A 24,308-nucleotide genomic window follows, 5' to 3' on the forward strand; every position below is an offset into this window, starting at 1 on the left:
CCAACCTACGACTTTTCTTAACGCGACGTAGGTTGGGTTGAGCTTGCGAAACCCAACAAAATATTATGGTTGGCCGATCGCTTCCAAACTTTCAAGAAATGGATGCGGCGGCCCGATTTGATGCAAACAACGCGTTCCCACGGTCCCCGTGGGAACGCATACGAACGTTTGATACACCGTATGAATGACCTTTAATAACGCAGTTCCAAAAAATATAAAAGATACGCTTCCACGAAAGGCATGGGAGCAAAACAAGGGAGGACAACGTGGTTTCCGAAATATTCAACCCCGACTTATGGGACGAGGTTCCTGGTTTCGGCTTCAAGGACATTACCTATCATCGCGCCAAGGATCAGGGTACGGTGCGCATTGCCTTCAACCGCCCCGAGGTGAGAAACGCGTTCCGCCCCGGCACCGTGGACGAGTTATTCTCGGCCCTGGATCACGCCCGCATGACCACGGACGTGGGCGTGGTGCTATTGACCGGGAACGGCCCCTCGCCCAAGGACGGAGGCTGGGCCTTTTGCTCGGGCGGAGACCAGCGGATTCGCGGCAAGGACGGCTATAAATACGAAGGCGCCGAAGGCATCGACCCCGGCCGTTTGGGCCGTTTGCACATCCTGGAATGCCAAAGGCTCATCCGCTTCATGCCCAAGATCGTGGTGGCCGTGGTTCCGGGCTGGGCCGCGGGCGGCGGACACAGCTTGCACGTGGTGTGCGATTTGACCATCGCGTCCAAGGAGCACGCCGTGTTCAAGCAGACAGATCCTGACGTGGCCAGCTTTGACTCGGGCTACGGCTCGGCTTATCTCGCCAGGCAGGTGGGCCAGAAGCGCGCCAGGGAGATCTTTTTCCTGGGCCTGGACTACTCTGCACAGGAAGCCTTTGAAATGGGCGCGGTCAACAAGGTGGTTCCTCACGCGGAACTGGAGGACGTAGCCCTGGAATGGGCGAAAATCATGAACGCCAAGTCGCCCACGGCCATGCGCATGCTCAAGTTCGGGTTCAACCTGCCGGACGACGGCCTGGTGGGCCAGCAGTTGTTCGCCGGGGAGGCTACTCGTCTGGCCTACGGCACGGACGAAGCCGCCGAAGGCCGGGACGCCTTTGTGGAAAAACGGCCCAAGGATTTTTCCAAGTTCCCCTGGCATTATTAACGGTCATGATTGTAATGATTTTGGGGGACATGAACTTATCTCTGCAAAAAAGATAAGACCGCCAAACAGGCGCGTGAGATAAGTATCGCGTCCCCGCAAAATCAACGCTGAAATCATCTAAGAAACTGCAACTCTGCATTAACGATTATAGAAAAAATTTTGTTATGAACGATCAAACAAAACACTGGATCATGGCAATCAGGCCCCGGACCCTTCCGGCCGGGGCGGCGCCGGTCATTCTCGGCCTGGGCCTGGCCTGGGAGCAAGGCCTGTGCTGGTGGGCCGCCGCGGCCGCCTTGGCCTGCTGCATTTTCATGCAGATCGGCGCAAACCTGGTGAACGACTACTTCGACTACGCCCACGGCGTGGATGACAAAGACCGCCTGGGACCGGACCGGGTGACCCAGCAGGGACTGATTCCGCCCGGACAGGTCAAGGCCGCGTTCATCGCGTGTTTCGCCGCCGCCTTTCTGCTGGGAGTCGCCCTGGCCGTGCGCGGAGGATTGCCCATCGTCATCATCGGCCTGGCCTCCATTGCCTTCGCCTATTTATATACCGGCGGCCCCAAGCCTTTGTCCTACCTGGGCCTTGGCGAGGCCCTGGCCTTTCTATTTTTCGGACCCGTTGCCGTGGGCGGAACCTATTATCTTCAAACCTTGGAGATTTCCAAGACCGTCATCGTCGCCGGCATGGGGCCGGGCTTTTTGGCCGCCATGCTCATGTCGGTGAACAATCTGCGGGACATAGCCTCGGACACCCGCACGGGCAAACGCACCGTGGCCGTCATGCTGGGAGAGCGCCGCGCCCGGATTTTCTCCCTGAGCCTGCTTCTTTTTTCGTGGCTCATGCCTTTGATCTACCTGGGAGAGCATCCGGCAAAACTCATCGTGATTGCGGCGCCTTTGTCCGCTCAGCTTTTTAAAGACCACTGGCGGGCTATTTCCAATGCGCCTTTGGACAAAAAAATGAACTTGGTTTTGGCCGCCACAGGCCAATACGCCTTTGTATACTCTTTGCTTTTCGCCATAGGAGTCGCCGTTTGAATCTTCGCGACATGCAGCTTTTTCATTATTCTATTCCGTTCGCCGCCCCCATACGCGTGGGAGGGCGGACATTGGACAAGCGGGAAGGACTGCAAGTTGCAATTTCCGACGACCAAGGCCGTACAGGCTGGGGCGAGGCGGCCCCCCTGCCCGGCCTGGATTCCATTTCCCTGGACCAGTGCCAGGGGGAATTGCGCCCGATCAGGAAAGCCCTTGCAGGCCAGACCTTGAATTGGAATTCCTTTTCCTTGACCGCTCCCATGTTGGGCCTTTTGCCTGGAATCATGGGACTTAGCGCTATTTCCGCCTTTGGCCTGGAAAGCGCCCTGGCCTGGCTCGGCTTATGCTCCGGGCTATGGAGTATTACAGCCGCTGATGAGTTAAAAATAGCCGTCAACGGCTTGTTCGTCCCTTCGCCCGATCCCGGCAGGCTTCCGGCTCAGGCAAAACAACTCAAGGCCTCGGGATTTTCCACGGTAAAAATAAAAATCGGCCGCATGGATCCCAGGGAGGAAATCCGCCGAATCCTGGAATTGAACTCCCTTTTCGACCATAAATTGACCCTGCGGCTGGACGCCAACCGAACTTTGGATCCGGCCCAATATCAGGCTTATTACAAGGCCCTAAAGCATCTGAATGTTGAGTACGTGGAAGAGCCGCTACGGCCGGAGTTCGGCTTTTTTGAGGCCGCCCAAATCCCCTGGCCCCTGGCTTTGGACGAGTCCCTGGAATCTTATGCAATTCCGGATGATCCATTTCCTGAATCCCTGGGCGCGGTCATCCTCAAGCCGGGATCGTTCCAGGGGGTGCACGGCATGGCCCAGGCCATGGAGCGGTTCAACAAGCAAGGGATCAAAACCGTGCTAAGCTCCTCGTTCAATGGCGCAACGGGGATGTCCATGCTGGGGCTGCTGGCGCATCATTACGCGCCGGAAACCGCCCACGGCCTGGATACCTTGAAGTATTTTTCAAAACAGATGTTTTTTCACAGGATGCATATAGTGGATGGCCGTATGCAAATCCCTGTTTAAACAAAAGGAATGCCATGGGCCGCTCCTGTAAACGACCTGGAAAAACACTGGGGCCCCGTTTCCGCACTGGAATCATGATGATTACAAAACCGCCGCAATCTCCATGCCCCAGGGCTGCATGGGGATGACGGATGACTGGGGTGTCATCAGCCAAAGGAGCTTGGATGCTTTCTCGCAACCTGGCAACCGAGCGACAAGCGCCCTTTGCTCTTTGTTTAACCCCAAAAGATCGTCATCCCCGCAAGAGCGATCCGCGTTTTGAGATCGCTCGCAAGCGGGGACCCAGCGTCTTAAGGGGGCGGCGGGAGCTGCGATTGCCGCCCATTTTGACTTGGCTTTATCAAGGAACGAATATGCCCCTGCCCTTTATCGACCATCACAACCGGCTGAACCTTAAGGCCTTGTTTGACGCCTATGGCGGCGCCCCCGCCTTGATTTCAAAGTCCCAAGCCCTCAGCTTTAATTTGGTTAAAGCCGGCCTGCAACGGGTTATCTTCAACCTCGAAAACCTGGGCGTCAAGCAGGGGCAATTGCTGTGCATCCACGCGCCCAACTCCCTGGATCATATTTACCTGTTTCTGGCTTCCTGGGTCATGGGCTTTACCTACGCGGCCCTGGATCCCAAAGGGCCTTTGGGAAAAATTCCGGCGGGCCTCAAACCGGATGTGGTGGTATCGCCAGGCGATGCCGCGCCTTGGCCATGCCCCGTGATTTCGCCCCATGAACTGCACGCTCCGGCGCCCGCAGCGCCCCCTCCTTTAAGCGCCATCCCCCTGGACCGGGAATGCTCCGTCATTTTCACCTCGGGCAGCACAGGCGCCCCCAAGGGCGTGGTTCACACCGCCGGGAATTTTTATTACAGTGCCCTGGGTTCCGTGGAATTTTTCGGCCTGGATCACAACGACTCCTGGCTGGTGAGCCTGCCTTTATTTCACGTGGGCGGCATGCTGATTTTCATCCGCACCATGCTCTGCGGCGGAATCGCCCTGATGCACGACAATCCGGGAGATCTGGCCCCGGCGGTTTTACAAAGCAGGCCCACGATCCTTTCCGTGGTGCCCGCCCAATTGCAACGGCTCATGGACGATCCAAAAACCATAAAGGCCCTGGCAGCCTGCAAGGCCGTTTTGCTGGGAGGCGCGCCGTGCCCCGCTCCGCTTATTGAAAAGGCCTTGGACGCCGATATCCCCGTCCTGCCCACCTACGGCTCCACCGAGGCCTGCGCCATGGTCACGGCGGTGAGGCCCGGATCCCAGCGGCATGTGCATTTTACGGCCGGCAAGGTTTTGCCATACCGAAAAGTTTCTCTTGCTGATGACGGAACCATTGCCATCGGCGGCGAGACCCTGTTCAAGCATTACATCGTGGACGGCAAGCCGGAGCATGTTCTGATGGACGGCGAATTCCGCACTGCGGATTTGGGGGAATGGGACCCGGACGGCAACCTGAAAATCACAGGCAGGCGGGATCTTGTTTTCATCTCGGGCGGCGAGAACATCAACCCGGCTGAAATCGAAAAGGCCCTGACGGAAACCGGCCTGGTTCTGGAAGCCGTGGCGGTTCCCGTGGATGACGATGTTTTCGGCCAGGTTCCCTGGGCCTTCGCCATGACCGAAAAGGAATTGGATCAGGAGCAAATCAAGGCGGCTTTGAAAAAAATCCTGCCGTCCTACAAAATTCCCAAAAAAATCCTGCCCCTGGCCCCCGGCATGGGGCGAAAAGGGGTCAAACGGGACCGCAAGGCCCTGCAAAAAATCGCGGCGGACACGGCGAAAAAACCATGAAACTCCACGCCCAAACATACGGCGACCCGCAAAATCCGCCCCTGGTCATGCTTCACGGATTCATGGGCCGGGGCCAATCCTTTGCGCCCCTGATCCCCTTGCTGAAGCCGCACTTCTTCCTGACAACCCTGGACCTGCCCGGCCACGGCCGTTCCTTATTTTCCCAAACGCCCCAGTCCCTTTGGCCGAAAAGATTTGAAGACGCGGGCAGGCTGGTCCTAAAATCCCTTGATGAAATAGAGATAAAATCCTTTTTCCTCTACGGCTATTCCATGGGCGGCCGGATCGCCCAGCAAGTCTGCCTTTTGGCGCCCGATCGCGTCCGCCGTTTGATTCTGGAATCCGCAGGCCTGGGAATTCCCGGCCTTGAAGAACGAAAAGTCCGCAAGCAAAAGGACGACGCCCTGCTGGCCAACATAAAGACCGCCGGGGATTTCCGCAGATTCCTGGACAAATGGCATCGCCTGCCCCTTTTTTGCACCCTATGGGACTCTCCGCTTCTGCCCGGCCTCACGGCCTCCAAACAAAAAAATAACGTGACGGATCTTGCCCGGGCCCTTAAAGTCCTGGGCGTGGGAAATCACCCGTGGTTCGGGCCGGACCTGGCGAAACTTGACGTTCCCATAACCTATATCTACGGTGAAAAGGACGCCAGGTACTCCCAGGAGGCGCAAAAAGCCATTGAAATAATTCCAAGACTAAACCCGGCCCCGTTCCCCGGCGCCTCCCACAACGTCCATATTCAGTTTCCGGCCCAAGCGGCCGAAACCATAATCAAGGCCTCAGGCCTGACTCCATAGGCCCGCTCCATTCGCCCTTTCGGCCCGGAATCGGCGGGGCTTATCCGAAAACGCTTGCCAATTTCCGGGAAAGTGGTACTATTTTTCACAAACTCGCGACCCATCCCCCTTCGGAGAGATATGGACGATCTGTACGCAAGAATAAGGCAGCGCGCCCGGGAAATCGGAAGCAAATATCCGGAACAGACTTTTTATTCGGATCACGCGGATTTAATGACTCTTTCCCGGAAATCCCTTGAAGACAGCCCAATCCTGACCAAATTGCATAATTTCGTGGCCAGCGTGGTGGACGACGATCTGGGCCACGGCCTGGATCATTGCGTCAAGGTGACCATCGACGCTGGCATTTTGTTCCTGATTTACGCGGACCAAGAAAACATGCGGGAAATGGAAAGGGAGCGCGGCCTGCTGCTGGTGCAGGCGGCCGGGCTTTTGCACGATATCTCCCGCAAGGAAAAGCGCCACGCCCACGCAGGCGCCCTGGCCGCGGCGGAAATCCTGGAGGATTTTCCGTTCTCCCAGAACGAGATCGACGCCATCTCCCTGGCCATCCGAAACCACGAGGCCTTTCATCCGCCGGACCCGTGCGCCAGCGACATGGGCCAGGCCATCTCGGACTGCCTTTACGACGCCGACAAATTCCGCTGGGGGCCGGACAACTTCACGGATACGGTGTGGTATATGGTGTCCTTTTTCAAGTCTTCGGTATCCATGTTTTTGGACCGCTACGAGGAAGGCATCAAGGGCATCATTAAAATCAAGGAGACCTTCCGGACCGACACCGGCCAGCAATACGGACCCGAGTTCGTGGACGCCGGCCTGGAAATCGGCGAGGAAATCCGCCAGATGCTAAGGGATGAGTTCCTGTAGTGAACGTATTCAACCCCATGGTTGGCGACGATAAATAAAAGTCCTCGACAGACTTTTTTCGGCCGCCCGCCTCGAATGGTCTTAACTTTCTACACAGGGCCGCCCCTTCTGCGCTGACGCGCCCAGGCAAGATACTGCTTTGCCTGGGTTACCCATCATCTGCGGCGGCAATGCCCGTCATCCCGGCAAGGGGCGATCTTCTTTTGAAGACCGGCCCGCGAGCCGGGATCCAGCGTCATTAGGAACTTGCCTTGGAGTATAATTACCTGTTTGAACGCAGCTTGGCGTCAAATGCCTTCCGCACTACAACCCCAAACTGCGGCTCACCACAATTTTCATAACCTCGTTGGTTCCTGCGAAGATGGGAAACACCCGGATGTCCCGGAACATTCTGGCAAGGGGGCAGGATTCGGCGGTGGCATCCAATCCCACCAGATCCAGGCACCGGTCCGCCGTGCGTTTGGCCATGTCCGTGGCCCAATATTTGGCCATGCAGGTTTCCGCGTTCACGTCCTCTCCGGCCATATGACCGGCAATGAGCTTATCCAAAAAGATGCGGCCCAGCCTGGCTTCGGTCGCCATTTCCACCAGGGCGAACTGCACGGCCTGGAATTTGGAGCGGGGCTTGCCTTCGGACTTGTTTTCCTTGCAGTAGTTTGTGGTCCATTCCAGAACGAATTCCGCCCTGGTCACGGCGTTCAGGGCCACCAGCAAACGCTCCTGCTGGAGCTTGACCATGAGCTTGGGAAATCCCGAGCCTTTCTCCCCCAAACGGTTGGACAGGGGAATGCGGCAATCCCGGAAAAACAGCTCGGCCGTATCCTGGCTGCTGGCGCCCATCTTCTTCATGGCCTGGCCTTTTTCAAACCCGGGCGTTCCTTCGTCCACCAGAAACAGGGAAACCGCCCTATGCCGGTTGGATTCGTCCGGGTCGATCGCCGCGACCACGGCCACGTCGCACAAAAGCCCATTGGAGATAAAGGTCTTGGTTCCGTTCAGAACCACGTGATCCCCGTCGTCCACTGCGGTCATGGTCATGGAGGCCAAATCGCTGCCCGCGTCCGGCTCGGACATGGCCACGGCCGTAATGCACTCCCCGGACACGCACCCGGGCAGGTATTTTTGCCTTTGGGCGTCATTGCCGAAAGAGGCGATGTACGGCGTTACAATGTCGCTGTGCAAAAAGGCGTCCAGGCCGTATTGATTGGTGCGCACCAGTTCTTCCAGGGCGATGACGGAATAGAGAAAATCCCCTCCCAGGCCGCCGTATTTCTTATCCGCCCAGGTGCATAAAAAGCCTTCGGCCCCCATCTTTTTCCAGATTTCCCGGGGGGTGACGCCGTCCTTTTCCCATTGATCCACATGGGGGACGACTTCTTCTTTGCAGAACTCCCGCAGCCTTTGCCGAAAGGCCTTGTGCTCGGCCGTGTAATTCAAAATGTCCATACAAAACCCATATCTGTGACTACTTTAACTCGTCCTTTAAAAACAAACCCAAATGATTTACCGCCTGCCTTGATTCCGGGCAGATCACGCCAAAGGATTGAAACACGTGCCACATGTTTTTCCACACTTCCAGCTTTACCTTGACCCCGGCCTTTTTCGCTCGATCCGCCAACCGGGTGGAGTCGCTCAACAAGACCTCGTCGTCTCCCGCCTGGATGAACAAAGGCGGCAGGCCGCTTAAATCCATGTTCAAGGGACTGGCCAATTCCGGCCGCTGGTCCTTGGGGCCCAAATACCACGTCATATGCTTGCCTATGTCCTCGCCGTCAAACAAAGGATCGGCCTCACTGCGGGATTTTAAAGACTCCCCGTCAAAATTTACGGCGTCCGTCATGGGGGAAATCATAATCGCAGCCTTTGGCATGGGCAGATTTTTTTCCTTGATGCTGAGCAAAGTCATGAGGACAAGGCATCCGCCGGCGGAATCCCCGCCCAGGGCGATGTTTTCCGGCTTATACCCCTGATCCAGAAGCCATAGGTAGGAATCCAGGCAATCCACATTGGCGGTGGGATATTTGAACTCCGGCGCCAAGCGGTATTCCGGGACCAGCACGGGCATGCCCGAAGCCTTGGACAGCGCGGCCGCAAGATTACGATGCGTGGAAGCGGAGCCGCAAAAAAATCCCCCGCCGTGAAAGTACAGCAGCGCGTTTGTGGAATTCTCCGGCGTTTTCCGCGCCCGGACCCATTCGGCCTTCAGCCCGGCCACACTGGCTTCCTCCACCCTGGTCCCCCACGGAAGCGTCGCCATCTTGCTCAGATTTTCCACGGCGTCCCGGGTGACGTCCACCGGGGTGTCCGGCGTAAACCGGGGCGCCAGATAATAAACCACGGAAAGGCGCGCCAGACGGCTGCCCAGGGAAGGCTTGAATAGAGTCGTGTTGACAGCGATGTATGCGGAAATAAGTAGAATGACGACGACCAGCAACCGAACCCAACGCTTTTTTTGCGCCATAGGCCTAAACTCCCCCCAATTGGTTTATAGTCGCCGGTTATTATACACGATTTCTACAAAGAAGGAAACTGCGGCATGAAATTCTACGAGGAAAAGGGTCGCTTGCCCGGCGCCGGGATCGATAGATTTAACCGGCGCCAAAGGCAAGGGTAAGCAATTTTTACTTTTCAGGCATGGAAATCACCCGGGGCGGCGCCTTGATAAAATCCTGCTTCAGGCTGTAAGTGTAAGCGCCCTGATCCGGAATCAACAACACGTCCCCCGGCTGAATGTCTTGCCCCCAGTAAGACAGGCCCCACAAATCGTGGGGCGTGCACAAGGAGCCCATGATCTCGCAGGCCTTTTCCTCCAAAGCCGGCCGGCTCAGGTTCAGCACCGGAGCGTAATCCATTTCGTAGCGCTCCCAGCCGACGGCGTTGGTTCCGGCGTCGGTGATGACCAGGCCGCCGTCCTTTTTGTCCACCACATTCAGCAACAAATGCATGGCGCCGTTGCACAGCCACCTGCCCGGCTCCATGCATACGCGGCAGGGAACCGTGGAGAAAATGTGGGTCTCCACCGCCTGATAGAGGGATTGTGCAAAAACCTCCAGGCTTTGGGCCGGCGCGTAATAATGCTCCAAAGGCCGGTCCACGTCCAGGCCCGCCAGTTTCATCACCTGCCCGGCCTGGGTGACCGGATAGACCTGCCATTCCCCGGCCTGGGGCCAGTATCCGCCGCCGATGTCCAAAAATTTCAAAGCCCCCAGCATTTCCGGGGACCATTGCCCGACTTCCCTGCCGATGGCCGCAATGGTCCTGACCTGCTGGGACGGATCCAGGTTCCAGCTTGTATGGAACTGAAGCCCCTGGATTTCCAAACCCGGGCATTCCTGAGCCTTTTTCCAGGCTGCTCCCAGATTAGCCAGGGCTACGCCGAATTTTTTCCACGGGCTGGAAGGCGGCGTAATGCGAAGGCCAACCCGCACCTTTTTTCCGGCCTGCAACGCCAACCGGTTCAGGCGCTCCATCTCGCCCAGGCTGTCCATGAGGACTTTCACCCTGCCGGAATTCTCCACGGCAAGGAAAAGCTCCTTGTCCGTCTTGCCCGGACCGCTGAAGATGACGTCCTCCGCCCCCAAGGCCAGGGCTCTTTCCACTTCCACCCCGCTGGAGACGTCCAGCCCGAATCCCTGATTGACCAAAATCCGGGAAACCTCGGGGTGATTGTTGCTTTTCATGGCGTAATAGCAGGCGAAATCCGGAAAACACGCCGCAAACGCGTTTTTGAACATGGCTGCATGTTTTTTCAGATTGGCGTGATCCAACACATAAAGGGGCTCCTGATGGACCTCAGCCAAATCCAGGAACACCTCCTTCTTGTTGAAAAAACGCTCCACATAGGCCTTGACCATGGCTCCGGGCAGACGTCCGTCCTTATGCCGAAGCATGGCCTCCACCCGGGATAATGCGTCCCGGAAAGCCGCCTGAGATGGCGTAAAATCAAAGGTCATGGGCGTTTTATCCTTATTTCGGCCAAGCTCGTCAGAACCCTGTTTTGAAGAGCGACGTCCCTGCCCGCATCCGGTCTGTAAATGACATTCGCCAAAATCCAGGAGTCGTAATCCCGGGGCGGCAGTTTGATGGAATCCCCGACCCGCCTGAGGGGCTCGAAGCACAGCACCCGCTTATCCGTTAACAGGCCTCCCGGTTCGAGGCGCTCCAACTCGCCGTCATGGGGGGCGAAAATGCGCATTCCCACGTGGGGCTTGAGGGGCTTCTGCTTCCAATGAATAGGAACTTTGGCCGCAAAATCCATGGCAAGGGCCATGGTGTCCGGCCCGCCTGCGTTTCGCAACAGCAAGGGCAGGCAGTCCCCTCCGGGCCTGGGCGCCATTTCCAGGAGCCATGGACCGTTTTCGTTCAGTATAAAGTCCACCATGCAGATGCAGGCTTTCACCCCTGCAGCCCGCGCCGCCTCGGCGAACAGGCCTTCCAGGGCCGCCGTCTCCTTGGGGGAAAACAGGCCGTCTTTCAACTCATAAGCCTGGGTGATTCCGAAATGTCCGGAATTCAGCCCATGCTTGGCGGTAAGCCGAAGAATCCGGGCCTGTCCCCCGACAACCAGAAAATCCGCGCTAAACTCCCGGCCCAGGGCGATTTCCTCCATAAGCATGGGCCAGGCCCCTTGCGGGTCCTTGCCTTGCCGGGCGAAAAACGACTCCGCCGCGGCCGCGGTCTTGGCCCAGTCCGCCCTGGAGTCCATCTTGAACACCAAAGAGCTGCCTGAGCCATCCACGGGCTTTACCACCCAGGGAGGATTATGCTCCGCCATGAAGGCCAGGGCCTGATCCGGACTTTCCGCCAGGCAGAAGCCCGGCGTGGGAAGGCCGGCGGCCGCCCACAGGCTTTTTGCCTGGAATTTATTCCGGCAATTGGCCACGGCCCGGGAAGATGGAAAGTCCAGGTCCAGCTCTTCCGCCAGTTCCGCCGCCAAGACCAGGGATTCGCAGTCGTAGCAGACGATTCCCGCAAGCTCCATGCGGCTGGCCTTGAGATGCTTTTCCAGAGCCTTCCGGGCTTCTTCCAGGTTCAAAGGGCAAAGAACCTCCTCGTCCGACATGGGGGGAGGTTCGGCCGCATTTTTGCGAACCTGAGGATCCGTTAAAAACAAGCCCTTGCCGGGCCTGATCCGCCGAATTCTGTCCACATAATCCGGGGTCGTCCCAACAACCAGCACCCGTGCATTATCAGACACGGAGTGCAAGCTCCGCTTCCCGGACTGCCGGGTAGACCACGCCAGGCTGCTCTTGCAGGCGGATCTCCATAAGGGGCCGGGGTATGAGGCGCATGCGCTCTTTCCAGTTAAAATTCCCGCACAAGAAGTCGACACAATCCAGCTTTTCCGCGCAAGCCCTTTCCAAATGATGAAAATTGATGAGTTTGGCCACTCCGGGAAAATCCCGGTCCACGCCGCCCGCCAAAACCGAGTAATAGCCCTTGTACACCGCGCCCACGTCCACGGCGGCCGTCCTGCCTTCAATCAATGCGGCCGTAATCCGCAGCATGCCCTTGTCCCGAAGCCAGGCCAGAAGGTCCTCAAATCCCTTTAAAAAGCGGGGATCATAAAAATAGGACTCCGGGCCGAAAGCCTCTATATTCATGCGAAACAAAAACTGGGCGTCGTCCATGCAATCAAAACGATATTCCACGCCCCGGCTTTCCAGCCGCGACGTCTCGGCCATGAGCTTCTTCAAGGTCTTGCGGGGAAAGCTGTTCAGGTATTCCTGAAAATTATAGGAATGCCTTCCGGGGAAAAACAAATACCCGACCTCATCCTCCTCCGCCCCCGGATACCCGAAAGACTGCTTCATGGGATCCAGATACCGCAAATGCGCGGCGCCCGGCACGGCTTCCAGCATGGCCTCCAGAGTCCCCCGATCCCTGGCGGGAAAAACGTTGCCTTCCAGCCAGGTCTTGCCCTTCCAGGTTTCTCCGGGGAAAACGGTCCAGGTCCGGGCTTCCTCCACCCAGCTGAGGGGCAGAAAACCCTCGGCCTCGCCCAAAGCCCCTTCAGCCTTCACGCCGATCACAGGCCGCCGAAAGGCCCTGTGAAAATGCATCCGGGTCTCCCACAGGTCAAACACGTTCACAGGGGCGGGCATGAGGGCCGCCCACATTCGGGCGATCTCCTCCTGATCGTTTATCAGGGATATTTTGGTCATTCCCTATCTCCTCATGGAAACCTGGAGGCTGCTGTCCTCGCCTTTGAAATAATTCACGGCGAACTGCCGGACCAAATACGGGTTGTACGCCTTGCAGCTGAACACGTCCAAATACACCGCGTTGCTGGCGTTGGCGAAATGAGCTGAAATCAAAGAGGTTTCGATCAATTGCACCATGGAGAAACCGGCCACCTTTTCGTCCTCGCCGAAATGCACCACCTGGGTCTCGCCGAAACGCTTCATCTCGATGAGATCGCACAACTCCACCACAAAGCGCTTGATGGCGTCCGCGTCCCGGATCAGGTCCGGATCGCAACCATAGAGGTCCACGGCAGAAGCCAGGCCCCAGCAGGCATTGTTTTCCACCTGCTCCTTCACGGCCTCGCCTTCCATCAGGGAGTTCACCACAAAAGGCCCGGACGGAGCGTCGGCGTATCCGCCCTCTTCATACTCCGTGTAATCGTCCGCATAATCCGCATCCTCATCCGCCGCCCTTGTTTTGTGCAGCCCCTTGGAGAACTTCAAGGAGCGCCGGTTGCGGCTCATTCTTTCGTCGTCGAAATCCATTTCCGCTGCAGGAAAAACTTCGCGGGCGCCAAGGCCCTTGCCCCCGTTGGAGCGCTTTTTCTTTTTCGTCATCATGTGAGTGTCCTCAAATTAAGAATAAGGTGGAAACAACGTTGTTCCCCAATGCCTGCCCCATGAGCAAGGGGCGTGCCAGAGACGAAAAAAATCTTGCAATCCTTCCCATTTTAAGAAATTGATTTCCTAAATTACCGACCCCAACCCGGCCGCAAAGGCGATTTAAAATTAAAACATCATAAAATCAAAAGATTATAAAAAAGGATCTCCGGTCGGTTTTTTGGTTGAAATGCAAAAGACGCCTCAAAGGATAATTGGAGCTCAAAGCATTTCCAGGGAAAAAGCCCTAAAAAAGGAATTGAATTGCTTGTTTTTAAGCAGTTATAAGAAACAACTTTCCTATTCTTGAAATAGCGCGGCAATTCTTTGGGTTTCGCCCATAATTTGGTTGACTTCGGAAAACTATTTCCGATATAAGGCCGTTTAGACATCGCGTCCCCTTGAAATCGTCTTTCCCCGCCCCTTGTTCGCGTCTATTTTGGACGCCCGCAGCGGGCGCCCCTACACCGCGTAAGGGCCGGCATCGGCCCCGGATATTTGGAAACGCCATGCTCTTAAAAGTCGCCTTGTGCATCGACAACCCCGGCCTGTTGGCCAAGCTGAAAAAATCCCTGGAAAGCCTGGACATCAACCTGGAAGCCTACGGCCCGGGCCGGTTCACCTGGCAAAAGGTCATCAGAAGCTGCGCCGACATAGTGGTCATCAACGAAAGCCTGCTGCCCCGCCCTATTGAAACCAGCATCGCCGCCCTGAACGACCTGCCCGAAAACCCGGCGACCATCATCCTGCACATGCACGAGTCCTCCGAAGACCAGGCCGGGCTGGTGGCCGCAGGCGCGGACGCTGCGCTCCATGCAGGCCTGCCGCCCCGCAGCATTGTTCAGGCCATCGAGGGCGTCATGGAGTCCCGCCTGCAATACATTGTGCGGACCGCCCCGCCCACCCGGCCCGACTACCGGCCCAGGCTGGAGGATTTCCGCTCCAACAGCCAGTCCATGCAGGCCATGCTCCAGGAGGTGAGGCAGGTTATTTCCAGCAACGCCCAGCTGCTCATCACGGGCGAGACGGGCGTGGGCAAGGAGCGCCTGGCCCGGGCCATCCACTTTGAAAGCCCCCGGGCCTCGGGGCCTTTTGTGACCGTGAACATGGCCGCCCTGCCCGAGCAATTGCTGGAAAGCGAGTTGTTCGGCCATATCCAGGGGGCCTTCACCGGCGCGGTGCGCTCCCGCAGGGGCGCCTTTGAAATGGCCCACCGGGGAACCATATTCCTGGACGAAATCGGCGAAATGCCCATCCATCTCCAGGCCAAGCTCTTAAGGGTGCTGCAGGATTTCGAGGTCAAGCCCCTGGGGGGAGAAAAGGCCATGTGGGTGGACGTGCGGGTGATCGCCGCCACCAACCGGGACCTGGAGGAGGATGTGCGGACCAAGGCTTTCCGCGGGGATCTTTTTTACCGCCTGAGCGTCATCACCATCACCATTCCCGCCTTGAAGGAGCGCAGGGAGGATATCGCCCATCTCGCCAGGGATTTCATCACCAACCAGCACGCCCGGCACGGCAAGGACGTGGAAAGCATCTCCCGGGAGGCCATGGAGGCCCTGACGCGCTACGACTGGCCCGGCAACGTGCGGGAGTTGTTCAACGTTCTGGAACGGGCCATCATCCTGTGTCCGGACCAGGAAATCACCCTCCGCGACCTGCCCCACATTTTTCAAAGCAATGTGAGAACCGAACACGCGGTTCAGGATGCAGCCCCCGAGTCCTGGAAGGGAAAAACCCTTAAGGAAGTGACGGACCAGGCCCTAAGCCGGGTGGAAAAGCTGTATCTGGAATCGGTTTTGGAGGAAACCGCCGGGAAGATCGGCCCGGCCGCGGACATCGCCGGCATCACCACCCGCTCCCTTTACAACAAAATGCAAAAATACGATCTGGACAAACGGGATTTTAAACAGATTTAACGGATAGCCCCTCAATCCAACCCCTTGGTCAGGGCCTGGATTTCCTTCGCGTTCAGGCGGCGCCATTTGCCCGAGGGCAGGCCGCCCAGACGGATGGTGGACATGCGCACCCGGTGAAGCCGTCTGACCTTGTTCTTGGTCAGCTCCACCATTTTGCGAATCTGCCGGTTGCGCCCTTCCTTCAAGACAATGGTGAAGGACTTGGGGCCCGTGCGTTTAACCTTGGCGGGCCGGGTTTTTTTGCCTTCCAGCATCATGCCCCGCCGCATGGCGTCCAGGGCCTGGTCCGGCACGTCCTTGACGGTTTCCACCTCGTATTCTTTTTCGTGGTCGAACGAAGGATGGGAAAGGCGGTGGTGAATCCGGCCGTCGTCGGTGAGTAAAAGCAGCCCCGTGGAGTTGTTGTCCAAACGGCCTATGGGGAACAGGCGCTGGGGCAGGTCGATGAGATCCAGGACGATTTTCCGGCCGGGCTGTTTGCACGTCGTCAAATACCCGGCCGGTTTGTTGAGCATGATATAGGTCCGGCTTTCCTTGGGCTCCACCTTTTTGCCGTTGACCGCAATCTCGTCCTGGTCCGGGTCGATTTTCACGCCCATCTGGGTGACGATTTCGCCGTTGACGGCCACCTTGCCCTGGGAGATCAACTCCTCGGCATGCCGCCGGGAGCAGACCCCGGCGTGGGCCAGATATTTTTGAAGCCTTTCCAAAGCCATGGATCAGGAACGGTAGTCCGCGTTGATTTTTATGTAATCGTAAGACAGGTCGCAGGTAAGCACGCTGGCCTGGCCCTTGCCTATTTTCAAGTCGATCTTTACGGTGAACTCGGGCAGTTTCATGACCTCGGTGGCCATGGCCTCCGCCTCCATGTCCAGGCCCATGCCGTCCTTGACCATCTGCACGCCGTCAAAAAAGATGTCCACCACGTAAGGATCCAAGGGAACCCCGGCCCGGCCCGCGGCGGCCAAAAGCCTGCCCCAGTTGGCGTCCTCGCCGAAAAAGGCGGTCTTGACCAAGGGAGAATGGGCGATGACGTCCGCAATCCGCCGGGCGTCCTGGTCGGAATCCGCGCCCTGGATGTCGATGGTCACCACCTTGTTCACGCCTTCGCCGTCCTTGACCAGCATGTGCGCCAGATCCAGGCAGACCTTGTCCACGGCCTGCTGAAACAGGTCCATGCACCGGTTGGCCGCCACCTGGGACAGCCCGCTGGCCATGAGCAGCACCGTGTCGTTGGTGCTGGTGTCTCCGTCGATGGTGATGCGGTTGAACGAGGCGTCCACCGCCGGCCGAAGCACCCGCTTGAGGGTGTTGGGATTGGCCTGGATGTCCGTGCAGATAAAGCACAGCATGGTGGCCATGTCCGGCCGGATCATGCCCGCGCCTTTGGCCACGCCCACCACGTTGAAGGTCTGGCCTTCAAAATCCGCCTCCACCGCCGAAACCTTGGGAACGTTGTCCGTGGTCATGATTGCCTCGGCGAAAGACTCGAAGCCCTCCGGGGACAAGCTGTCCACAAGCCGGGGAAAGGCGTTCCGGATTTTTTCCACGTCCAGGATCTTGCCGATCACGCCCGTGGAAGCCACAAGCACGTCTTCGGCGTCCACGCCCAGATTTCCGCTTGCCAGACGCGTGGTTTCCACGGCGTCGTCCACGCCTCGTTTGCCGGTGCAGCAATTGGCGCACCCGCTATTTGCAACTACAGCGCGGCACACGCCGGAGCTGATGTTCTTTTTATCCAATAATACAGGGGCGGCCTGGACCTTGTTCCTGGTGAACACCCCGGCCACGGAGGCCGGGACCGAACAAAAAATCATACCCAGGTCGGGTTTCCCGTTTTTCTTGAGTCCGCACGCCGTTCCGGCCGCGGAAAAGCCCTGACAGGACGCTTTTTCCAACGTCTTCATGATTGTGTCCCTTTGGTTTGATTGTCTATCAGGCATTGCAATGAAAAGTAAAATCATTTACCATGCCCCAAGCCATCTGACAAGAATAACCACCCACTGGAACAGATTCTTAATAATAATGCAACCGGAAAAAACGACCTCTATTCAGGTTTCCCATCTCCGTCCGGGCGCCGGGGGGGAGGAGCCCTTGTTCACGGAAGCGCGCAACCCGGCCATGGACATGCTTCGGGCCATGCGCCCCCATCAGTGGGTGAAGAATTTTTTGGTCTTTGTACCTGTTTTCACGGGACATCAGGTCTCCCTGCTCCACCTGTCGTCCGGGCTGGCGGCATTTCTCTGCCTGAGCCTGTGCGCATCGGCCCTGTACCTGATCAACGACGTCCTGGACCTGGAAGCCGACAAAATCCACCCCCATAAAAAGAACAGGCCCTTCGCCTCGGGCGCCCTGCCTCCCCAATTCGGGCTGGCCGCCGCCCCCCTGCTGGCATTGGCGGCCATGGGCTGCGCATTGTGGATGCCCGTCTATTTGGCTGGAACCTTGATCGTTTATTTGGTTCTGGGCCTCAATTACTCCTTGTGGATTAAAAAAATCGCCTTTCTGGACGTCCTGGTCCTGGCGGTCATGTATACCTTGAGGATTGTTGCGGGAGGCGCCGCGGCCGGTATCCCCATCTCCCTGTGGCTGCTGATTTTTTCCGTCCTGTTCTTCACCAGCCTGGCCATGGCCAAACGCTACGTGGAAGCGGCCGCCCTGCCCGGGAGAAACCGGTCCAGGGCCAAGGGCCGGGGTTACGGGGTCGGGGACGAAAAAATCCTGGGCGCCCTGGGCGCCGCCTTCGGCATAGCCTCCATTGCGGTTTTGTGCTTTTACGCAGGAAGCCGAAAGGCGGCGGAATTATACCGTTCGCCCTCCTTATTATGGGCCGGATGCGCCCTGCTTCTCCTGTGGCTGGGATTGCTTTGGAGCAAGGCCCGAAAAGGCGCCTTGTCCGACGATCCCATTGTCTTCGCCTTAAAAAACAAGGCCTCCCTGGCCCTGCTTTGCGCCGTGGGCGCGGTTTTCATTGCTGCGGGGTGGATATGACGGCCTGCCAATATCCGTCATGGGGCCGCCTGGACTTCGGCCCGCAACACGGGGAGCGCATTCCTGCAGAGAACTTCTCCCTGGACGCCCTGGCGTCTTCGCCGCCCTATTTGCCGTACGGAAACGGACGCTCCTACGGAGATTCCTGCCTCAACACCCAGGGCGCGCTTCTGGATTGCCGGGGCCTGAGCAAAATCCTGGACTTTGACGAGAAAACCGGCGTCATCAAATGCCAGGCCGGCGTGTTGCTTTCCCAAATCCTGGACCACGCCCTGCCCAAAGGATGGATTTTGCCCGTCACCCCCGGAACCCGGTTCGTCACCATAGGCGGATGCATCGCCAACGACGTGCACGGCAAGAATCACCACCAGGCCGGGACATTCGGGCGCCATGCGCTTTGCTTTGAGCTAAAGCGCTCCAACGGCGAAACGTTGCTGTGCTCTCCAGAGGAAAACCCGGACCTTTTCCGGGCGACCATAGGCGGCCTGGGCCTGACCGGGCTGATTTCCTGGGCGGAAATCCAGCTTTCCCCCTGCCAAAACCCGGTCATCCATCAGGAAACCCTCAAATTTTCCGGCCTGGACGGTTTTTTCGACCTGTCCGAGGAGTCTGACGCAAACCATGAGTTCACCGTCGCCTGGGTGGATTGCCTGGCCCGGGGCAAATCCCTGGGCAGGGGCCATTTCATCCGGGGAAACTATTCCCCGGCCACGCCCGGCAAAAGCGCGGGACCGCGCACCATCCAAATGCCGTTTGACCCGCCCTTCTCCCTGGTGAACAAGCTCAGCCTCAGGGCCTTCAACAGCCTGTACTACAACAGGCAGGCGGCCCCAAAAAAATCCCGCATTGTCCCATGCCGGACCTTTTTCTATCCTTTGGACGCCATTGAACACTGGAACCGGCTCTACGGCAAAAAAGGCTTTTACCAATATCAATGCGTGATCCCCCCCGAAAGCAGCCGGGAAGGCGTGCGGGAAATTCTGGACAGGATCGCCGCCGCCGGGATAGGATCTTTTCTGGCGGTTTTAAAGAGATTCGGAAACATTACGTCTCCTGGGCTTCTGTCCTTTCCCAGGCCGGGCGTAACTCTGGCATTGGATTTTCCCAACCAGGGCCCTAAAACCCTGGCATTGTTTAATAAATTGGATCAGGTCGCCGCGCAGGCGGGCGGAGCCCTGTATCCCGCAAAAGACGCCCGTATGAGCCCGAAGATGTTCCGTTTGTCATTCCCCGCCCTTGAAAAATTCCTCCCCCATGTGGACCCGGCTTTCAGCTCCTGTTTCTGGCGCCGGCAAATCATGGGCGCCGGGAATAAGATTTGCGATTTTAGATAAAATAATCAATAGATTGGAGGCGATTCATGACCAAGAAGGCGCCAATGCCCACCTTGCGGCTTTGTGACATCGGAGAACGCATCGGATTGATCATCGTTTGGAAGTCAGGGGTGGTCTACTCGAACCAGACAGGCGGGCTGGCATGCTTTCTTTCCAAGCAGGAAGGCGTTTTTGTGCCCATTGGAGAAGGCCTGCTTAACCAGGACGAACTCCTTTGGGAGCATTTTACCGGGTCCAAATGGTTCGGCGCCTGCATGGACGGCATCGACGAAGAAACCGCCGACTACATTGACGAAGTGCTGGAGCAAAACATCGAGACTTCCTGCGTGAAGGTGGATAGAAGCCGTCTTGGAAAATCCCACGAAGCCTGGATTTACGTTAAGATTATGGACGACCCCAATTCTGAGGAACGAAGAATCATCAAAGGATTTGACGGCTGCCGGGCGATTTTAACCTGGGATAACAGCGAGCTGCCTTGAATTTCAAAAGCACCCTCTCCAAATTCGCTCACGCCGGTCCCGCCGCAAGCGCCTCTTGAATGGTCTGCGCAAGAACCTGCCGATCCACGGGTTTTTGAAGAAGTTTGACCGCCTCAAGCCCTGTTTCCTTCTGAAAAACGCCTGAATCCGCGCATCCGGTGCATAAAATGACGGGGATTTCAGGCCGGACGGCCAGGATCTTTTGCGCCAGGAGATCGCCGTTAAGGCCGGGCATGATCATGTCGGTTATGACTAAATCAAAGGAATCCGGATTGTTGGCGAAAAGATCCAATGCGGCCTGGCTGGATTCCTCCGCATGAACCAAATACCCGAGTTTCTCCAACGAGCGCTTGGTCATCCTGAGAGTCTGGGGCTCGTCATCCACGACTAAAATCCGCTCTTCTTCCCCTTTGGGAGCCTCCTTTGCCTCAGGCTTCGCCTTTTCATCACTGGCGCCCGGAGCAGCGGGCAGATACACCTCAAACAGGGCGCCCTGGTTCCGTTGGCTCCGCACGCAAATCTCCCCTTTGTGGCTTTTCACAATGCTGTGCACCATGGCCAGCCCCATTCCGGTCCCCTCCCCCACGTCCTTTGTGGTGAAATAAGGCTCGAAGATCCTTTCCATCACCGCCTTGGACATCCCCGGCCCGGTGTCGGAGACGGACAACTTTTGATAATGCCCTTCAGGCAGATTGGAAGCGAGAGCGCCGCCGTCTCCGTTTAAGCTCACCTTTTCCAGGCTGATGGTCATGACGCCGCCCATGTTCTTCATGGCCTGATAGGCGTTGGTGCACAGGTTCATCACCATCTGATGAAGCTGGGAGGAATTGCCGAAAACCCCGCTGCCGGCGTCGGGAAGCGTCGCTTTAACCTCAATGGTGGAGGGGATGGAGCCTTTTAACAGGCTGAGCGACTCCTTTACCACGGCGCTCAGATCCACTAACGAAGGTGCCTCGGACGACCTTCTGCCAAAGGTGAGGATTTGGGAAACCAGTTCTTTGGCCCTGACGGCCGCTCGCAGGATTTCGTCCAGAACCTCCGTGGTGGACTCCCGGCCTTTATGCTCTTCCATGAGCATCTGGGTGTAGCCTATGATGGGGTGCAAAATATTGTTGAAATCATGGGCGATGCCGCCGGCCAGGGTGCCGATGGCTTCCATCTTTCTGGCCTGCAGCAACTGGGCTTCCAGTTCGCTTTTTTCCCTTTCCGCTTTTTTTCGCGCCCGGATGTCCCGCGTGGCGCCTCGAACTCCAACAGGCTGCCCCTCGTCATTCAATATCCAGTTGGAGGTGACCTCCACATCGATAATGTCCCCGCTTTTGGTGTATTGCTGCAATTCAAGGGTCGCCGGGTGCCCGTTGAAAGCCCGGTCGGAAGCCAGCTCTCGCGCAATGGAGCGCTGAACCTTGGCCCAGGATTCCGGGGTGAGGTATTGGTCCAGGGTCATTTTCATGACCTCGTCCACGGTGAAGCCGCTCATCCTTTCCACTGAGGGGCTTATATAGGTAAAAGCTCCGCCCAGAGTCATGGTCCATATAATGTCCGTGGAATTCTCCGCCAGCAGGCGAAACCGGATTTCGCTGTCGCGCAGAGCTTCCTCCGCCTTTTTCCTGTCTTCAATGTTGCGAATCGTCCCCGCAGTGCCCGTGGGCTTCCCCTCTTCGTCAAACAAAAAGGCGGCGGTAATGGAAGCCCGCACAATAGATCCGTCCTTGTCAATAAACTCGGCTTCGTAATCATTGATCCTTCCATGGCTGACCATGGCTTCGAGCCGGTCGTTTCTTTCATCCGGACTGACGGTCAGGGAGCGGATGTTTCTGCCGATCAACTCCTCCCGGGTGTACTGGGTTACATAGCGAATGGAAGGGCTGACCTCGCGGATGATGCCGTCCAGGTCGGCCTCGAAATACACGTCCTGGATGTTTTCATACACCCTCCTGTATTTCTCCTCACTCTCCCTTAAGGCCTTTTCCGCAACGATCTGAGCCTCCACATCCCTGGAAATGCCCACCAGTCCCACGGGATTCCTATCATCGTCATACAAGAAACCCGCCTTGATTTCCGTATGAATAGGCGTACCGTCCTTGCGAATCAACTGGATGATGACATTACGCCTCACATCGATGTCGGGAAACTGCCGGTTCTCCTCAAAGCCGCTCAATAACTCTTGCTGCACCAGGCCAAGGCCTTCCTCCGTCATGATTCCATACGCGGACGTCCCTATCACTTCGGCCGGTTCAAACCCCAAAAGCCCTTTCACCGACGGGCTGGAGTACACGAACCTCATATCCATATCCAGCACCCAGACATTGTCCGAGATGTTCTCCGCCAACAGCCTGTAGCGCCTTTCGCTTTCCTCCAACTGATCCCGAACCACAAGGGCTTCCGCAACCTGATTTCCAAGCTGCCAGGTCATGAACATGACCACGCCCATAAACGAAAACTCGATGATGTAAATAAAATCGTACAAGCCGAGCCGGACCGCGGAATCGTTGGCGATGCCTATAAAAAACACCATGAACGAAGCGACCATGGCCAGCCCCTTGCGCAGGCTGCGATGCCGCGTATACCACAAGGTCACCCAACAGAAATAAGCGATAAAAAGCACCCGAATCAAATAGCGGAAAGCGCCAAAAGAACTCAAGGAGAACTCGTAAAAGGTTACGGGCCCAAACCATGGCATATGAACTTTCTGCAGGACCGGGGCCTGCTCCAGCCAGAACAACCCTCCGGGGGCGAAAACCCCGATGATAAAAGCAATGGAAAAATAGGCCGTGAAAAAATAGACCGGGCGTTTGTCCGGGTGGCCCGTGTATGCATGAAGATACCAGACCAGGGCCAAACCGCTGGGGGCGAGAATGAGCATTCGCAGCTTGAGCCAGTATGTCGCCTGCTCGGGATAGCTCGCATTATACACATTGATGGAAATGATGTCGTACAGGACCATCAGAAGGCACACAACGGCGAAGTACAGGTATTCCTTTCGCACACTTTGCCTGACGTACACCAGGGCGTGAAAAATGGCCGAGCCCATGGTCAGGGCTGCTGCAATCGCAATAGGCATGGACAAAGGAGACATTAAACAAAACCTTGTTGCAGCACAATCATGCGCATTTTAAAAAGCATCCAAGGTAAAAACAACTCAAAGAAAGGCCCACCCTCAGAGCCCGCCTTGCTAAACCTGCACATCGATATCATAAATGATTTGCCGTACAGACTACCACATTATTTGATCTCCATCAAGAAAACTGCTATTTTCGGTCCAATGGAAAACCCAACCAAACCTTTATCAAATCCTAACAAAGGCCTAACTTTCGCGTTACATAAATCGGAGGCTGTTTTTATAACCACTTCAAGGTGAGACGCTATGCCAAAAACAAGTATACTGATTGTAGACGACGAAGAAGACATTTTGGAACTCCTCAAGTTCAACCTGGAACGGGAAGGTTTCAAAATTTTCTGCGCCGATTCCGGCGAAAAGGCCTTGGAAGCCGTCAAAAACTTTTCCCCGGACCTGGTCCTCCTGGACCTTATGCTGCCGGGAATCGACGGCCTGGAAGTCGCCAGAGTTCTGAAATCCAAGCCCAACACATCGGCGATCCCTATCATCATGCTCACCGCCAAGGGAGATGAGTCCGACGTGGTCAGGGGGTTGGAACTTGGCGCCGACGACTATGTCACCAAACCTTTTTCCCCCAGAGTCATCACTGCCAGGGTCCGGGCCGTCATGCGCAGAAACGCCGCGGAGCCTGACGATGGAATACAGGCCCGGGAAGTGCACGGAATCAGCATCCATCCCGGACGCAGAGAGGTGGCGGTCAATGGAAAGCAAATCAAGCTGACCATGTCTGAATTCGACATCCTCCATTACCTGGCGCAAAGGCCCGGCTGGGTTTTCACCCGCTCCCAGATCGTTTCCGCCGTTCGCGGCGAAGGCTTCGCCGTCACCGACCGGTCCGTGGACGTGCAGATCGTCGGCTTGCGGAAAAAGCTGGGAGCCTCCGGAAAATTCATCGAAACCGTGCGCGGTGTAGGCTACCGCCTGAAAGAATAAC

Annotated in this window: 20 protein-coding genes; 11 read left to right on the forward strand and 9 right to left on the reverse strand. The window is 57.0% G+C overall.

Translation table 11 applies throughout. From position 1 onward, the window contains the following. Positions 1 to 266 precede the first annotated feature (266 nt). The 6 genes from BUE18_RS11165 (at position 267) to BUE18_RS11190 (ending at position 6,685) form a co-directional block, all read left to right on the forward strand. A complete protein-coding gene (locus BUE18_RS11165) occupies positions 267 to 1,157 on the forward strand; it encodes a 1,4-dihydroxy-2-naphthoyl-CoA synthase (protein ID WP_073475683.1) in 891 nt (296 codons plus the stop codon). Positions 1,158 to 1,321: 164 nt separating this feature from the next. Next, a complete protein-coding gene (locus BUE18_RS11170; protein ID WP_073475685.1) occupies positions 1,322 to 2,200 on the forward strand; it encodes a 1,4-dihydroxy-2-naphthoate polyprenyltransferase in 879 nt (292 codons plus the stop codon). After that, complete coding sequence (gene menC / locus BUE18_RS11175; protein ID WP_073475686.1) at positions 2,197 to 3,231, forward strand: o-succinylbenzoate synthase; 1,035 nt, start codon at positions 2,197 to 2,199, stop codon at positions 3,229 to 3,231. Before BUE18_RS11170 ends, menC begins: the two co-directional genes overlap by 4 nt. A gap of 353 nt (positions 3,232 to 3,584) precedes the next feature. After that, on the forward strand, positions 3,585 to 5,015 hold the full coding sequence (locus BUE18_RS11180) for an AMP-binding protein (protein WP_073475688.1): 1,431 nt from the start codon (positions 3,585 to 3,587) through the stop codon (positions 5,013 to 5,015). Next, entirely contained in the window at positions 5,012 to 5,815 is an 804-nt protein-coding gene (locus tag BUE18_RS11185) for an alpha/beta fold hydrolase (RefSeq protein WP_073475690.1), read from the forward strand. The genes BUE18_RS11180 and BUE18_RS11185 overlap by 4 nt, the downstream gene beginning before the upstream one ends. Positions 5,816 to 5,935: 120 nt before the next feature. After that, positions 5,936 to 6,685: an HD domain-containing protein gene (locus tag BUE18_RS11190; protein WP_073475691.1), complete on the forward strand. Its 750-nt coding sequence runs from the start codon at positions 5,936 to 5,938 to the stop codon at positions 6,683 to 6,685. A 303-nt stretch (positions 6,686 to 6,988) separates the two neighbouring features. Here the strand turns inward: BUE18_RS11190 and BUE18_RS11195 are convergent, their stop codons facing one another. The 6 genes from BUE18_RS11195 to speD form a co-directional block, all read right to left on the reverse strand. Further along, entirely contained in the window at positions 6,989 to 8,131 is a 1,143-nt protein-coding gene (locus BUE18_RS11195; RefSeq protein WP_073475693.1) for an acyl-CoA dehydrogenase family protein, read from the reverse strand. Between the two features lie 19 nt (positions 8,132 to 8,150). Further along, positions 8,151 to 9,146 (reverse strand): alpha/beta hydrolase, encoded by a 996-nt coding sequence (locus tag BUE18_RS11200; RefSeq protein ID WP_083610949.1) that lies wholly within the window; start codon positions 9,144 to 9,146, stop codon positions 8,151 to 8,153. A gap of 160 nt (positions 9,147 to 9,306) precedes the next feature. Then, entirely contained in the window at positions 9,307 to 10,638 is a 1,332-nt protein-coding gene (locus BUE18_RS11205) for a diaminopimelate decarboxylase family protein (protein ID WP_073475695.1), read from the reverse strand. Further along, positions 10,635 to 11,882 carry an ATP-grasp domain-containing protein gene (locus BUE18_RS11210; protein WP_139264690.1) on the reverse strand — a complete coding sequence of 416 codons (1,248 nt, stop codon included), beginning with the start codon at positions 11,880 to 11,882 and terminating at the stop codon, positions 10,635 to 10,637. The genes BUE18_RS11205 and BUE18_RS11210 overlap by 4 nt, the downstream gene beginning before the upstream one ends. Further along, positions 11,875 to 12,849 carry a GNAT family N-acetyltransferase gene (locus BUE18_RS11215; protein WP_073475698.1) on the reverse strand — a complete coding sequence of 325 codons (975 nt, stop codon included), beginning with the start codon at positions 12,847 to 12,849 and terminating at the stop codon, positions 11,875 to 11,877. The genes BUE18_RS11210 and BUE18_RS11215 overlap by 8 nt, the downstream gene beginning before the upstream one ends. Before the next feature lie 3 nt (positions 12,850 to 12,852). Continuing rightward, entirely contained in the window at positions 12,853 to 13,491 is a 639-nt protein-coding gene (gene speD / locus BUE18_RS28450; RefSeq protein ID WP_083610950.1) for an S-adenosylmethionine decarboxylase, read from the reverse strand. Between the two features lie 548 nt (positions 13,492 to 14,039). Between speD and BUE18_RS11225 the strand changes: the two genes are divergently transcribed. After that, the gene (locus BUE18_RS11225) at positions 14,040 to 15,449 is read left to right on the forward strand and encodes a sigma-54 interaction domain-containing protein (RefSeq protein ID WP_073475700.1); all 1,410 of its coding nucleotides are present in this window, start codon (positions 14,040 to 14,042) and stop codon (positions 15,447 to 15,449) included. Positions 15,450 to 15,460: 11 nt separating this feature from the next. Here the strand turns inward: BUE18_RS11225 and BUE18_RS11230 are convergent, their stop codons facing one another. Together BUE18_RS11230 and argJ are read right to left on the reverse strand one after the other, a co-directional pair. After that, positions 15,461 to 16,165 (reverse strand): pseudouridine synthase, encoded by a 705-nt coding sequence (locus BUE18_RS11230; RefSeq protein ID WP_073475702.1) that lies wholly within the window; start codon positions 16,163 to 16,165, stop codon positions 15,461 to 15,463. 3 nt (positions 16,166 to 16,168) lie between these two features. Beyond that, the gene (gene argJ / locus BUE18_RS11235) at positions 16,169 to 17,356 is read right to left on the reverse strand and encodes a bifunctional glutamate N-acetyltransferase/amino-acid acetyltransferase ArgJ (RefSeq protein ID WP_073475704.1); all 1,188 of its coding nucleotides are present in this window, start codon (positions 17,354 to 17,356) and stop codon (positions 16,169 to 16,171) included. 118 nt (positions 17,357 to 17,474) lie between these two features. Between argJ and BUE18_RS11240 the strand changes: the two genes are divergently transcribed. From BUE18_RS11240 to BUE18_RS11250, 3 genes are read left to right on the forward strand one after another with little or no spacing between them, the layout of a single operon-like run. Then, positions 17,475 to 18,440: a UbiA family prenyltransferase gene (locus BUE18_RS11240; protein WP_073475705.1), complete on the forward strand. Its 966-nt coding sequence runs from the start codon at positions 17,475 to 17,477 to the stop codon at positions 18,438 to 18,440. Continuing rightward, positions 18,437 to 19,774 (forward strand): FAD-binding oxidoreductase, encoded by a 1,338-nt coding sequence (locus BUE18_RS11245; protein ID WP_073475707.1) that lies wholly within the window; start codon positions 18,437 to 18,439, stop codon positions 19,772 to 19,774. Before BUE18_RS11240 ends, BUE18_RS11245 begins: the two co-directional genes overlap by 4 nt. Positions 19,775 to 19,800: 26 nt before the next feature. Continuing rightward, positions 19,801 to 20,253, forward strand: coding sequence for a DUF6210 family protein (locus BUE18_RS11250; protein ID WP_211482800.1), 453 nt, complete (start codon positions 19,801 to 19,803; stop codon positions 20,251 to 20,253). Between the two features lie 28 nt (positions 20,254 to 20,281). Here BUE18_RS11250 and BUE18_RS11255 read toward each other — a convergent pair whose 3' ends face one another. Further along, on the reverse strand, positions 20,282 to 23,332 hold the full coding sequence (locus tag BUE18_RS11255) for a PAS domain S-box protein (protein WP_083610952.1): 3,051 nt from the start codon (positions 23,330 to 23,332) through the stop codon (positions 20,282 to 20,284). A 288-nt stretch (positions 23,333 to 23,620) separates the two neighbouring features. On the opposite strand from BUE18_RS11255, the gene BUE18_RS11265 reads away from it, so the two are divergent. Beyond that, on the forward strand, positions 23,621 to 24,307 hold the full coding sequence (locus tag BUE18_RS11265) for a response regulator (protein ID WP_073475712.1): 687 nt from the start codon (positions 23,621 to 23,623) through the stop codon (positions 24,305 to 24,307). The last annotated feature ends 1 nt before the right edge of the window (position 24,308 follow it).

Source organism: Desulfatibacillum alkenivorans DSM 16219 (genome assembly GCF_900142135.1).
Lineage (GTDB): Bacteria > Desulfobacterota > Desulfobacteria > Desulfobacterales > Desulfatibacillaceae > Desulfatibacillum > Desulfatibacillum alkenivorans.

What these genes read in the sequence shown, in the direction of transcription:
- BUE18_RS11265 (WP_073475712.1), top strand. Translation starts at nt 23,621, where the DNA reads ATGCCAAAAACAAGTATACTGATTGTAGACGACGAAGAAGACATTTTG.
- BUE18_RS11215 (WP_073475698.1), bottom strand. Translation starts at nt 12,849, where the DNA reads ATGACCAAAATATCCCTGATAAACGATCAGGAGGAGATCGCCCGAATG.
- BUE18_RS11225 (WP_073475700.1), top strand. Translation starts at nt 14,040, where the DNA reads ATGCTCTTAAAAGTCGCCTTGTGCATCGACAACCCCGGCCTGTTGGCC.
- argJ (WP_073475704.1), bottom strand. Translation starts at nt 17,356, where the DNA reads ATGAAGACGTTGGAAAAAGCGTCCTGTCAGGGCTTTTCCGCGGCCGGA.
- BUE18_RS11255 (WP_083610952.1), bottom strand. Translation starts at nt 23,332, where the DNA reads ATGTCTCCTTTGTCCATGCCTATTGCGATTGCAGCAGCCCTGACCATG.
- BUE18_RS11185 (WP_073475690.1), top strand. Translation starts at nt 5,012, where the DNA reads ATGAAACTCCACGCCCAAACATACGGCGACCCGCAAAATCCGCCCCTG.
- BUE18_RS11195 (WP_073475693.1), bottom strand. Translation starts at nt 8,131, where the DNA reads ATGGACATTTTGAATTACACGGCCGAGCACAAGGCCTTTCGGCAAAGG.
- BUE18_RS11180 (WP_073475688.1), top strand. Translation starts at nt 3,585, where the DNA reads ATGCCCCTGCCCTTTATCGACCATCACAACCGGCTGAACCTTAAGGCC.
- BUE18_RS11240 (WP_073475705.1), top strand. Translation starts at nt 17,475, where the DNA reads ATGCAACCGGAAAAAACGACCTCTATTCAGGTTTCCCATCTCCGTCCG.
- speD (WP_083610950.1), bottom strand. Translation starts at nt 13,491, where the DNA reads ATGATGACGAAAAAGAAAAAGCGCTCCAACGGGGGCAAGGGCCTTGGC.
- BUE18_RS11200 (WP_083610949.1), bottom strand. Translation starts at nt 9,146, where the DNA reads ATGGCGCAAAAAAAGCGTTGGGTTCGGTTGCTGGTCGTCGTCATTCTA.
- BUE18_RS11190 (WP_073475691.1), top strand. Translation starts at nt 5,936, where the DNA reads ATGGACGATCTGTACGCAAGAATAAGGCAGCGCGCCCGGGAAATCGGA.
- BUE18_RS11230 (WP_073475702.1), bottom strand. Translation starts at nt 16,165, where the DNA reads ATGGCTTTGGAAAGGCTTCAAAAATATCTGGCCCACGCCGGGGTCTGC.
- BUE18_RS11205 (WP_073475695.1), bottom strand. Translation starts at nt 10,638, where the DNA reads ATGACCTTTGATTTTACGCCATCTCAGGCGGCTTTCCGGGACGCATTA.
- BUE18_RS11170 (WP_073475685.1), top strand. Translation starts at nt 1,322, where the DNA reads ATGAACGATCAAACAAAACACTGGATCATGGCAATCAGGCCCCGGACC.
- BUE18_RS11250 (WP_211482800.1), top strand. Translation starts at nt 19,801, where the DNA reads ATGACCAAGAAGGCGCCAATGCCCACCTTGCGGCTTTGTGACATCGGA.
- BUE18_RS11245 (WP_073475707.1), top strand. Translation starts at nt 18,437, where the DNA reads ATGACGGCCTGCCAATATCCGTCATGGGGCCGCCTGGACTTCGGCCCG.